The organism is Chelatococcus asaccharovorans (assembly GCF_003201475.1).
Taxonomy (GTDB): Bacteria; Pseudomonadota; Alphaproteobacteria; order Rhizobiales; family Beijerinckiaceae; genus Chelatococcus; species Chelatococcus asaccharovorans.
This window is the reverse complement of the sequence record NZ_QJJK01000012.1, coordinates 21,720-33,676: the sequence shown is the minus strand read 5'-3', so window position 1 is coordinate 33,676 and position 11,957 is coordinate 21,720. Positions and strand designations below refer to the sequence as shown.

The window sequence follows — 11,957 nt, the reverse complement described above, 5'->3', positions numbered from 1 at the left end:
ATTTTTCATGCGCACCGCTGTCGATCGAATTTTTGACCTTCTGGGTGCCCTCACGGGCGAGCCGCACGGCTTGTCCTTGCAGGAGGCCGCGCAGGCGTCGCGGCTGTCCAAGCCTACCGCGCATCGTCTCCTGACCGACATGATCGGGCGCGGGATCGTGCGCCAGGACAAGGCAAGCGGGAACTACGCGCTCACGCTGGAGCTGGCGCTGATCGCCTTCAAGCAGCTCGGCGAACTCGGCTTCCTCGACGTCTGCCAGCCGACGCTCGACGAACTCGCGGCCCTGTCGGGCGAACTGGTGCGCCTCGCCTGGCGTGATCAGGATCGTCTCGTCATCCTGAGCGAAGCGCAGGGCGCGAAGCCGGGGCTGCGTTTCGATGCCAATCTCGGCCGCCCCGTGGTGCTGCACACCATGGCCGCGGGGAAGGTCTTCCTCGCCTCGCAGCCGCGGGCCGAGGCGCTGCGTCTCCTGCGCAAGCAGGGCCTGATGGGCAGCCCCGATACAGGCCCCAACGCCATCCAGACCGAGGACGAACTCGCGCTCGAGCTCTCGCGCGTGGAGCGGCAGGGCTATGCGCTCGCCTATGACGAAGGCGACCTCGGCGCGGCCGCCATCGCCGTGCCGATCCTCGACCCGAAGAACCGTGCGTTTCTCGGCAGCGTCGCCGTCGTCGGCCCGACCGTTCGGTGGACCAAGGCCAAGCTCAGCGAGCTTGCTCCCGCGTTGAACGAGGCGGCCGCGGCGATCGCGGCGAAAGCGGCCATCGCTCCGTTCTGCCGCCGCATCGCAGACGCGCAAACGCGGCCATCGAGGACAGGATCATGACGGAGCGGCGCTTCCCGACCCTCGCCATCGTGACCGCCGTTGGTCTCGTCGTCGCGTGGGAGGCCTTGGTCCGGGTCCTGGCCATTCCCGCCTATCTCCTGCCGTCGCCGAGCATGATCGTCGGCAGCCTGGCGGGCAACTGGACGCATGTCGCCGATAATGCCGTACCAACCACGGTCAACATGGTCGGCGGCTTCCTGCTCAGCGCCGCGGTCGGCATTCCGCTCGCCATGGCGCTCGCCTATTCCGCCTTGTTCGAGCGCGCCGTCTATCCGATCGTGGTGTTCCTGCAGATCGTGCCGAAGATCGCCATCGCGCCGCTCTTCATCATCTGGTTCGGCTTCGGCGCGATGCCGAAACTGCTGCTGGTCTTCCTGCTGACCTTCTTTCCGATCATCGTCAACGCCGTCGTCGGCTTCAAGACGGTCGATCCCGGCGTCATGGAATTCGCGCGCGCCACCGGCGCCAGGGGCCTGCGCACCTTCCTGCGGATCCAGTTTCCGAGCGCGCTGCCCTCGATCTTCACCGGCCTTAAGGTCGCTGCCGCTTTGGCGGCGACGGCCGCGGTGGTCGCGGAATTCGTCTCGTCCGACAACGGGCTCGGCTATCTCATCATTACCTATAACGGCCAGCTGATGACCGCGATGGTCTTTGCGACGATCCTTGTTCTGGGCGTCATAGGACTTGGATTCTACTATATCATCGAGGTTCTCGAGAAGATCGTTCTGCCTTGGCATGTCGCAAGACTGGGCCATGGTACGTAATCTATACAACAAGAAGACGTGACGACTAAGATTCAACGTCGAACAGGGGAGGATATAACATGACAATAAAGCGCATCCTTGGCATTGCCGCGGGCCTGGCCGCATCGATGGCCATCGGGCTTGGCAGTGCGGCCGCGGCCGACAAGGCGAGCCTCAGGCTGAACTGGCAGCTGCTCGGTTTCCACGCGCCGTTCTACTATGGCGTGGAGAAGGGCTTCTATCGCGACGAAGGCATCGATCTCACCATCAACGAAGGGCGCGGCGGCGCCGCGACCGCCCAGGCGCTCGGGGCCAACGGCGACACCTTCGGGATCGTCGACGCCGGCACCCTCATTGTCGCCGCATCGAAGGGCCTCCCCATCAAGACCGTCATGTCGCTGATGAACAGCGGCATCTTTGCCGTGGTCGCGCGCGAGGACGCCAACATCAAGACGGCCAAGGATCTCGAGGGCAAGACCATCTCGATCACCGCCGGCGACGCGCTGACCGCGCTGTTTCCTGCCGTCGTGGCGGCCAACAAGCTCGATGCCAGCAAGATCAAGCTGGTCAATGTCGATGCCGCGGCAAAAGTCGTGGCCGTCCTCGAAAAGCGCGCCGACGCGACGCTCGGCAGTGTCGACGCCCAGTCCTTCGTGATGGAGGCGCAGGGGGTTCCCGCCTCCGTGATGGCCTTCGACGATCTCGGCGTCAGCCTGGTCGGCCTCACCGTCATCACCAACAATCAGACCGCGGAGAAATCGCCCGACCTCGTCAAGCGCTTTGCCCGCGCCACGCAGAAGACCTTCGCCGAAGCGAAGAAGGATCCCGAGGGCGTGATCGCTGCGGCCCTCAAGAGCAAGCCCGTTCTCGACGCGAAGATCCTGCGCCAGCAGATGGATGTGTCTCTCGCAAAAATGGAATCGCCGAATACCAAGGGCAAGCCGATCGGCGCCGGATCCGAGGCGGACTGGGCCAATACGCTGAGCCTATTGAAGACATACCAGGGCGTCGAGACCGACAAGCCGGCGACTGCCTTCTTCACCAACGCATTCGTTGAATAAGCGCGCCATGACGGCCACACATATCGAGCTCGCGGGTGTCGGCAAGGTCTTCATCCGCGACCTTCAGCAGACGGTTGCGCTCAAACAGGTCGACCTCGACATCCGCCAGGGCGAGTTCGTCGCCGTCGTTGGTCCGTCAGGCTGCGGCAAGAGCACGCTCCTCAGGCTGGTCACAGGTCTCACGCCCGCCACCTCCGGCGTCGTGCGCGTGGCGGGGGAGGAGGTCAGCGGTCCCCGCTCCGACACCGGCATCGTCTTTCAGCGGGCGACGCTGGTGGACTGGCGGGACATTCTGGGCAACGTGCTCCTGCAGATCCAGCTGCGCGGGCTCGACGTGAAGGCCTATCGCGCCCGGGCGGAAAGCCTGCTCGATGCGGTGGGCCTCGGCCAGTTCATGGATCGCTTTCCCTTCGAACTGTCGGGCGGCATGCAGCAGCGCGCGGCCATCGCGCGCGGCCTCATCCATCAGCCGACCATTCTCCTGATGGATGAGCCGTTCGGCGCGCTCGACGCGCTGACCCGCGAGCAGATGCGGCTCGATCTCGAGACCTTGTGGACGCGCGATCGCATGACCGTGTTCTTCATCACCCATTCGATCGACGAGGCCGTGCTGCTTGCCGACAGGGTGGTCGTCATGAGCCCGCGGCCAGGCACGATCGACCGCATCTTCGAGGTCGATCTCCCGCGCCCGCGGGGGCTCGGCGCGCGGGTTGATCCGCGTTTCGCCGATCTCGTCGACAAGATCACCCGCATCTTCCTCGAGCGGGGCGTCTTCGATGACCATCGACCCTCGCTCGTCGCCTGAGGCCGCACCGGACCATCAGCCGGGACGCCAACGACGCTTCGTTGCCGGAGACTGCATATGGCTCAAGACAAGGTTCTGATTATCGTCGGCGATGCGTCCGAGACGCTCGATACGCTCTATCCCTATATCCGGCTGCAGGAGGACGATTTCCTGCCGGTGGTCGCGGGCCCGGAACGGCGCCTGTTCCAGATGGTCATGCACGAGGTGCGTCCGGGCTGGACCATCACCCGCGAGTGGGAGGGCTATCAGATCAACGCGGATGTCGCCTTCAGCGACATCGACCCCGCCGACTATGCCGGCATCTTCTTCAGCGGCGGCCGCGCGCCGGAATATATCCGCGACGACGCGGATCTGATCCGCATCACGCAGCATTTTTTCGATACCGGCAAGCCGATCGCCAGCGTCTGCCACGGGGTCGAGATCCCCGCCCGCGCCGACCGCGTGCGCGGACGGCGCATGGCCTGCGTGCGCAAATGCCGCTTCGACCTCGAGGTCTGCGGCGGCACTTTCGTCGACGAACCCTATGTCGTCGACGGCAACCTGGTCAGCGGCCGCACCTGGGAAAACCACGCCTTCGTCATGCGCGCCTTCCTCGCGATGCTGCGCGACGCCCGCGCGCAGCGCCGCGTTAGCGCCTGAAAAGGGTCAGGCGCGCGCGACGGTGAGCCAGATCAGCTCTTTCGAGGCATAGGTCGCATCCCACACCGCGCGGCCGACGGCCGGCAGCTTCGCCTTGTCCTCTGCCACCACGCCGCCGAGAAGCGGGGCGCGGATCGTCTCCTTGGTCGCGCCATATTGCACCACGAGCTTTTGGCCCGTGCGCTGCGAAAAGCGGAGGCGGCCAAGCGGCGCGAAGCGGATTTCCTCGGTGACATGCACCGGCGCGGTCGTCGTCAGGGGCGTCCAGGCGAACATCGATTCGCCCGTGACCATCGGATGCTCCTGCAGCACCGTGAAGGGCAGGGCCTCGAGGAGGTCGCGGCAGAGCTCGGGGTTCTGGTTGACGGCGAGCCAGGCCCGGACGCTGACGCCGAGCGGCTGCCAGCTCAGGGTGATGAAGGTATCGCTCGGGCTGAAACCATCGACGATCGCGGCCGCCGCGCGTGCCGCGTCAGCATCGGCCGCGCGGGAACCCGCATCATCGGGATAACGAAAGTTTTCCCCGAGATTCCAGGGAAAGTAGTGATAGACCCAGCAGTAGAGCCGGTTGGCATAACGCAGATAAGCTGAGAGTAGCGCATCGGCTTCTTCGGGCGTTGCTTCCCTCAGAACCGGGCGCAGCGCATCGCCCAGCCGCTCCAAGGTGGGAAAGCCGCTATAGCCCAGGTAGTTCGTGTAGGGCGGCAGCATCTCGTCCGCCATCGCGGCAATATTCAGGTCGCTTCGCTGCTGCCGCGCCAGCCGCAACAAGGGATAGAGCGCATACATGGAACAGTCGCGGAGCATTCCGGCGGCGATGTCCCAGGTGCCGAAATACTGCCCATAGGCGCCTGCCTTGTCATCGAGCCGGCCTTCACGCAGCTTTCTCGCCTCCTCTGGCTCCTGGTTCAGGATCGCGGCCGTCTCGGCATCGATCATCGCCACAACGGCCTGCACATCGCTCGCGCTCATGGCCCGATCGCTCCATTTCCCTGCTCGCCACGCGTTGTTTCGTAGTCGCGGCATTTATGATAGTCAACAATTGAATAATATCTGCCGACCTTGGTGCCGATGTGCGAGCCGTGATAGGGCAGGCAAGGACGACGGGCGATCAAACGACTTGGCGAGGACGGGACATGGCGTTGGAGCGCGGCCTGCAGGACGTACAGCGCGATCTGATCGCGGTGGGCTTCTCCGATCACGAGGCGAAGGTCTATGTGGCTCTTGTGGCCATAGGCCCGGCCACGGCCTATGAGCTTGCGCGTCAGGCGGGTCTGCCGGTGCCCAATACCTACAATGTCATACGCGGCCTCATGAAGCGGGCCGCGACTGTCCAGATCTCCGCGCGTCCGGCCCGTTACATCGCTGTTCCACCGGACCAGTTCTTCGGAACTTTGGCGAGCGAGACCCAGAAGCGTTGTGACGCACTGGTCAGTCGCCTGTCGACCTTGAGCCCGCCCGCCAACGCCGATTATGTGGAGATGCTCGATGGCTGGAACGCCATCGAACGCCGGCTGATCGCCCTCATCGCCGGCTCGACGCGTCAGCTCGTGCTGCGCGGCCCGTCGATCCTGCCGGCGGCCGTCTGGGAGGAGCTCTGCAAGGCCATCGACCGCAAGGTCGAATGTCTGTTCGTGTATTACGGCGAAAGGCCGGATCTGCCGGACCTGCCGCATGTGAGGCTTTGGCCGCACGAGGGCAACGGCGCAAGTCTCGGCCCCGACTTCTTCACGATCTGCGCTGACTTCAGCAGCGCTCTCATCCATTCGCAGGACAGGCAGGAAGGCGCGTTTTCGGAGAACCGTTCCTTCGTCTATCTCGCAGGCGTATTTCTGCGGCACGAGCTCTATCTCGCCGAGATCATGATGCGCTTCGAGGAGGAGGTGGAAGAAGCCTTCGGTCCGGCGCTCTACAAGCTGCGCCAGTCCTTCGGCATGATTCCGCTGGGCGAGGAAATTCGCTCCTTCGTGCGCAGCCGGTTGCCCTACGAACCCGCCTTCGAGCCGGATCGGGAGGATTTCTCCCCCGCCAAACGCGTGCCGAAGCCAGAGCCGCGCAAACGGAAAGCCAAGGCTGGCTAAAGGATCGACGTTCACAGGCGCGCATCCGTTCCGGTTATGCCCATGAAGGCGGTTGCAGTGCGCAAGCCGCGCGCTTTCGTCGTTCCACGGATGTGGAAGGACCACCCGCGCTTCTCCCTCTCCCCGCCAGGGAGAGGTGAGGGGCGGCCACAGCTCTGTGTCATCCCTGGTGTCGCGTCGCGACGGGAAGGGATCCACGAAGCGGCGCCATCACACCAACGTCCCATCCAACACTAAGAAGCGATCGCGTGCATTTGCCGCGCGCCGACGCCCATTTTTCTCTTGAAAGAATATTCAGTCTCTGACTACTAATGAGGCCAAGGGAACATTCGCTGGCCCGGGCGTAGCGGGCAGATCGTCCTTTCGGGAGGTGATCATGGTGACAACGATTTCGAAATTGGCCGGCGCCGCGCCGGGATCCTGGCGATCCCTGACTGTCGCGGCCTGGCTGGGTGCGTCGCTCGCCGGGGCTCTCGCCTCCAGCGCTTCGGCGGAGACGCTGACCATCGCGCTGTCCTCGACTGTGAATACCCTGGACCCCACCCAGGCACAGGTCGTCGGTACGGACGTCAGCGTTGCGGCGCATCTTTATTCCCCGCTCGTGGCGCGCGGCCCGGACGGCAAGCTTTATGGCGTTCTTGCCGAGAGCTGGCAGCCGGAAGGCGATGCCGCATGGCTCTTCAATCTGAAGCCGGGCGTCACCTTCCCGGGCGGTGAACCGCTGGATGCCGAAGCGGTGAAATGGAACATCGACCGCATCCGCAATCCCGAGACGAAGTCGCGCAACCGCGCCTGGTTCGATCCGGTCTCCGAGGTCGAGGTCGTGAGCCCGACCCAGGTTCGCATCAAGACGAAGGGTCCATACCCCACGCTGCCGGACCAGCTGTCGATGATCTTCTTCCTCTCGCCGGAATGGATGAAGACGCATAATCCGGCGACCGAGGCCTATGGCACCGGCCCTTACACGCTGAAGCAGTTCGTCGCCGGCGACCGGCTGATTCTCGCGCCGAACGACAAGGCGGTTCTTGAGAAGCCGACGTTCGACGAAGTCTCCATGCGGGTTGTTCCCGAGGCCTCGGCGCGGGTCGCCGGCATCCTTGCGGGCGAGCTCGACCTTGCCTTTGACCTGCCGCTGGAGGATGTCGAGCGCATCAAGAAGAGCGGACGCGCGGACGCCGGCTGGGTGCCGAGCAGCCGCTCGATGGTCGTGCGCATGAACACCTTGAAGGCGCCGCTCGCCGGCAACACCAAGCTGCGCCAGGCTCTCAACTACGCGGTCGACAAGGAAGGCATGGTCGAGGCGCTGCTGGGCGGGCTTGGCACCGTCAGCCAGTGCCAGATCATGACGCCGGCCTATTTCGGCTTCAACAAGGATCTCAAGCCCTATCCCTATGATCCTGCCAAGGCCAAGCAACTCTTGAAGGAGGCGGGCGTCACGACCCCGTTGAAGATCGATCTCGAAGTCCCGCTCAACCGCTATTTCATGGCGAGCGAGATCGGACAGATCGTCGCCGGCCAGCTGCAGGACGTGGGCGTGGAAGCGACCATCAAGGAGATGGACTTCGGCGCCTGGGTCAAGACCTATGCGGGCCGCGACATGGGCCAGATGGCGCTGCTGGGCCAGGCCTGGCCGACGCTCGATGCCGACGGCATGCTGAGCCTCTACGCCGCCGCAAACCCGACCGCCTATTTCGACGACAAGCCCTTCGACGAAGCCCTCAAGGCCGGCCGCGGCACGACCGATCCCGCCAAGCGTCTGGAGGCCTACAAGACTGCAACCGCGCGCATGTGCGAGGAAGCGCCGGTGATCTTCCTGTTCGCGCAGCCCTTCACCTATGGCACGTCGAAAAAGATCACCTGGAAGGCGCGGGGGGGCGACTGGGTGCGCGCGACCGACGTGGTGAAGAAGTAAGGCCCGCACGATGTCCCGCTACATCATTGAGCGTCTCGGTGAAGCGCTCGTTGCGGTGTGGGGCATCGTGACGATCGTCTTTGTCGTCACCCGCATGCTGGGCGACCCCGCCGTCCTTCTCCTCCCCCTCGGGACGCCGGAAGCCCAGGTGGCGGCGCTCCGGGCCGAACTCGGCCTGGAGCGCCCCATGGTCATCCAGTATCTGGATTTTCTCATCCGCGCGGTGCAGGGCGACTTCGGCCTGTCCTACCAGTTTTTCCGCCCGGCGATGGACCTCGTGCTGGAGCGTCTGCCGGCGACCGCAATCCTCGCCAGCACGTCGATCGTGCTCGGCGTGATCATCGGTTCGCTCGCGGGCTTCGTCGCCGCCGTCAAACGCGGTTCGTTCCTCGAATTCCTGGCCATGACGGTCGCGCTGCTCGGGCAGGCGACACCGGTGTTCTGGCTCGGCATCATGCTCATTCTGTATTTCGGCGTGAACCTCGGCTGGCTGCCGACCGGCGGTTGGGACAGCCTCGCCTCTCTCGTCCTGCCCGTCCTGACGCTCTCGATTTTCGTCGCTGCCACTGTCTCGCGGCTGTTCCGCTCCAGCATGCTCGACGCGCTGTCGGAGGATTATGTCCGTACGGCGCGCGCCAAAGGGCTTCCGCCGGGCACGATCTACACCCGCCATGCCGGCCGCAATGCGCTCATTCCCGTCGTCACCATGGTCGCGATCCTCACCGCGGAACTTCTCGGCGGCTCGGCCGTAACCGAGACCGTGTTCTCTTGGCCCGGTGTCGGCCGGCTTCTGCTGCAAGCCATCGAAAACAAGGATTTCCCGGTCATCCAGGCGGGCGTTTTCCTGATCGCGGTGATCTTCGTCTTCACGAATTTGCTGATCGACCTGATCTATCCGCTTCTCGATCCGCGCATCCGGGTGACGCGATGATCGCAGCGCTCCGCAAAGTCCGCACGTTCGCCGGCGGCCATAGCGGCTGGATCGGCCTCGTGCTGCTGGCGGCGGTGATCCTCATCGTCGTGCTCGCCCCGTTGTTCGGCCTGCCGGATCCCGTCCGCAACAATCTGCGTGGCCGCTTCGTACCGCCGTCGTTCAACTTTCTCGATCTGACGCGCTATCCGCTCGGCGGTGACCATCTCGGGCGGGATCTTTTCAGCCGGATCGTCTACGGCGGCCGGGTCAGCCTCGCGATCGGCGCGCTCGCCGTCGGGCTGGGCGGCGTGATCGGGGTTATCGTCGGCTTGTTCGCCGGCTTCTATAAGGGCTGGGTCGACCGCGTGCTGATGCGGCTGGTCGATGTGCAGCTCTCGATCCCGTTGATGCTGCTGGCCCTCCTGGTCGTGGCGGCGCTCGGGCCGAGCCTGCAGAACCTCATCATCGTGCTCGCGCTGACAAGCTGGGTCCGCTACGCCCGCGTGGTGCGCGGCCAGGTGCTGGCGGTGCGGGAGCGCGAATTCGTCCAGTCGGCCTATGCGATCGGCGTCGGCAACCTGCGCATCATCTTCGTCCATATCCTGCCCAACGTGCTGACGCCGGTCCTCGTCATCGCGACGCTGGAGCTGGCGCGCGTCATCATCCTCGAGGCCGGCATGAGCTTCCTCGGGCTCGGCGTGCAGCCGCCATGGCCGAGCTGGGGGCGGATGCTCGCCGAGGGCCGCAATTACATGGGCACCTATCCCGAGGTGTCCGTCTATCCCGGTCTCGCGCTCTTCATCACCGCGCTCGCCGTCAATCTGTCCGGAGACTGGTTGCGCGACCGGCTCGATCCCAAGTTGCGATGATTTCGGCCCATGGATTTTGGCCCGTGATTGGGCCCATCGCGTCGTTGAACAGGAATTGTGAAATGCTTCGCATCGGCATCGATATTGGTGGCACCTTCACCGATTTCGTCGCCTGGCGTTCTGCCGGCGGCGAGACGGTGTCCTTCAAGGTGCCGTCGACCCCGCCGAACTACGCCGAGGGCTTCAAGGCAGGCCTGACGGAAATGCTCGGACGTGTCGGCGCCGGGGCGGACGAGGACATCATGATCGTCCACGGTACCACCGTCAGCACCAATACCGTTATCGAACGCTCTGCACCGCCGATCGCGCTTCTGACCACGGCCGGATTCCGCGATGTGCTCAACCTCCAGCGCCTGCGCCTGAAACAGCCGACCGACATCTTCAACCAGCGCGTCCCGGCGCTGGTGCCGCGCCATCTCGTTTTCGAGATCGAGGAGCGGCTGATGGCCGACGGCTCGGTGCGCAAACCGGTCGATCTCGATGGCGTGCGCCGGGCGGCCCGCACCGCGCAGGAGCGGGGCGCGACAGGCTTCGCGATCGCCTTCTACCACAGCTATCGCAACCCCGACCATGAACAGGCGGCGCGCGAGGCGATCCGCGAAGAACTCGGCGAAGAGCTCGGCGATGTTGATGTGTCGCTCTCCAGCGAGATCTGGCCGCAGATCGGCGAATACGAGCGGGCGGTCGTGGCCGTGCTCAACGCTTTCGTAAAGCCGAAGATGAACAGCTATATCGCCGATATCGAGGCGTTCCTGGCCAAGACCCTGCCAAAGGCGAGCCTGTTCATCACCCGCTCGAACGGCGGGGCGATGGCGGCGGCCGAGGCCCGTCAGTTCCCGGTGCAGACCCTTCTCTCGGGCCCGGCCTCGGGTGTCACCGCCGCGCTCGCGGTGGCGGAACGGCTCGGCGGCGGGCAGTTCCTGACCTTCGACATGGGCGGCACCTCGACGGACGTCTCGCTGATCCGCAATGCGACCGCCACCGTCTCGTCGAGCGCGGAGGTCGGCGACTTCCCGCTCAGTATGCCGGTCACGGAAATCGAGGCGATCGGCGCCGGCGGCGGTTCCATCATCTCGCTCGACGGGCGCGTCCTGCGCGTCGGTCCGCGCAGCGCCGGCGCGAGGCCGGGGCCAGCCTGCTTCGGGCATGGCGGGACGGAGCCGGCGGTGTCCGACGCCTATCTCCTCTGCGGTTATCTCAATCCCGAGAACTTCCTGGGCGGCCGCATGCGCCTCGACCGCGCCGCCGCGGAACGGGCGATGCAGCCTGTCTGCGATGCGGCGGGGCTCGACGTGGGGGCGGCCGCTGAAGCGGCGCTTACGGTCGCGACCTCCAACATGGTGGCGCGCGTGCTACCCTATCTCGCCCGCCATGGCGTGGACCCGGAGGACGTGACGCTCGTCGTCTATGGCGGTGCCGGCTCGCTGCACGGCCCGCTGCTCGCCCGCGAGATGGGCATCGGCCAGGTGCTCATTCCGCCGACGCCGTCGGTGTTCTGCGCCTCGGGCGGTCTCGTCACCCAGCTCGTCCATGACACGGTGGCGACTGTCCAGGGCCAGACGATCGATGCCGGGGTCCTGAAGGCGGAATTCGCCGATATCGAGACCCGCGCCCGCGCGTGGCTGGCGGGGCAGATCGCGCCGGAGCTCCTCGTCAAGGTGGCGATCGCGCGTTTCGTGGACATGCGCTATCGCGGCCAGTCCTTCCAGTTGCAGGTCAATGTTCCCGAGGATGTGCTCGCCGCGGGCGATCTGGGACGCCTCGCGAAGGCCTTCCACGCCGAGCATGACCGGCTCTACAGCCACTCCGACCCCGGCGCCGAGGTCGAATATCTGCAGCTGCGCGTGCGCATCTCCGGCGCGCTGCCGGCGCCCGGCGCCGACGCGGCGAAGCTGCGCGATATCCCCGTCGAACAGGCGGGCAGCCGGCCGATCCGTATCGGCGACAGCTGGCGCGAGGCACCGGTGTTCGACCGCGCGCGCCTCGCCGCCGGTTCGCGCATTCCTGGGCCTGCCATGATCGAGCAGGACGACACGACAATCCTCGTGCCGCCCGATTTCACCGCCGTCGTCAACGACTTCGGCGATCTCATCCTGTCCCGCGAGTAA

General features: G+C 65.3%; 11 protein-coding genes. 10 read left to right on the top strand and 1 reads right to left on the bottom strand.

Annotated features, from left to right (window positions below):
- The first annotated feature begins 7 nt into the window (after nucleotides 1-7).
- The 5 genes from C7450_RS25270 to C7450_RS25250 are packed head-to-tail and all read left to right on the top strand — an operon-like array spanning nucleotide 8 to nucleotide 4,074.
- Entirely contained in the window at nucleotides 8-826 is an 819-nt protein-coding gene (locus C7450_RS25270; RefSeq protein WP_110377254.1) for an IclR family transcriptional regulator, read from the top strand.
- Nucleotides 823-1,590 (top strand): ABC transporter permease, encoded by a 768-nt coding sequence (locus C7450_RS25265; RefSeq protein ID WP_110377253.1) that lies wholly within the window; start codon nucleotides 823-825, stop codon nucleotides 1,588-1,590. Before C7450_RS25270 ends, C7450_RS25265 begins: the two co-directional genes overlap by 4 nt.
- A gap of 59 nt (nucleotides 1,591-1,649) precedes the next feature.
- On the top strand, nucleotides 1,650-2,630 hold the full coding sequence (locus tag C7450_RS25260) for an ABC transporter substrate-binding protein (RefSeq protein ID WP_110377252.1): 981 nt from the start codon (nucleotides 1,650-1,652) through the stop codon (nucleotides 2,628-2,630).
- A gap of 7 nt (nucleotides 2,631-2,637) precedes the next feature.
- Nucleotides 2,638-3,435, top strand: a complete 798-nt coding sequence (locus C7450_RS25255; protein WP_110377251.1) for an ABC transporter ATP-binding protein — start codon at nucleotides 2,638-2,640, stop codon at nucleotides 3,433-3,435.
- A 57-nt stretch (nucleotides 3,436-3,492) separates the two neighbouring features.
- Nucleotides 3,493-4,074, top strand: a complete 582-nt coding sequence (locus C7450_RS25250) for a DJ-1/PfpI family protein (protein WP_110377250.1) — start codon at nucleotides 3,493-3,495, stop codon at nucleotides 4,072-4,074.
- Nucleotides 4,075-4,080: 6 nt separating this feature from the next.
- On the opposite strand, the gene C7450_RS25245 is transcribed toward C7450_RS25250, so the two are convergent.
- On the bottom strand, nucleotides 4,081-5,046 hold the full coding sequence (locus C7450_RS25245; protein ID WP_110377249.1) for a cucumopine synthase-related protein: 966 nt from the start codon (nucleotides 5,044-5,046) through the stop codon (nucleotides 4,081-4,083).
- A gap of 164 nt (nucleotides 5,047-5,210) precedes the next feature.
- Here C7450_RS25245 and C7450_RS25240 point away from each other — a divergent pair, with 164 nt between their 5' ends.
- The 5 genes from C7450_RS25240 to C7450_RS25220 all read left to right on the top strand — a co-directional run bounded on the left by C7450_RS25240 (nucleotide 5,211) and on the right by C7450_RS25220 (nucleotide 11,957).
- Nucleotides 5,211-6,155 (top strand): TrmB family transcriptional regulator, encoded by a 945-nt coding sequence (locus tag C7450_RS25240; RefSeq protein ID WP_110377248.1) that lies wholly within the window; start codon nucleotides 5,211-5,213, stop codon nucleotides 6,153-6,155.
- Between the two features lie 376 nt (nucleotides 6,156-6,531).
- Nucleotides 6,532-8,067, top strand: a complete 1,536-nt coding sequence (locus C7450_RS25235; RefSeq protein WP_110377247.1) for an ABC transporter substrate-binding protein — start codon at nucleotides 6,532-6,534, stop codon at nucleotides 8,065-8,067.
- Between the two features lie 10 nt (nucleotides 8,068-8,077).
- On the top strand, nucleotides 8,078-8,998 hold the full coding sequence (locus tag C7450_RS25230) for an ABC transporter permease (protein ID WP_110377246.1): 921 nt from the start codon (nucleotides 8,078-8,080) through the stop codon (nucleotides 8,996-8,998).
- A complete protein-coding gene (locus C7450_RS25225) occupies nucleotides 8,995-9,849 on the top strand; it encodes an ABC transporter permease (RefSeq protein ID WP_110377245.1) in 855 nt (284 codons plus the stop codon). Before C7450_RS25230 ends, C7450_RS25225 begins: the two co-directional genes overlap by 4 nt.
- A 62-nt stretch (nucleotides 9,850-9,911) precedes the next feature.
- Nucleotides 9,912-11,957, top strand: a complete 2,046-nt coding sequence (locus C7450_RS25220) for a hydantoinase/oxoprolinase family protein (protein ID WP_110377244.1) — start codon at nucleotides 9,912-9,914, stop codon at nucleotides 11,955-11,957.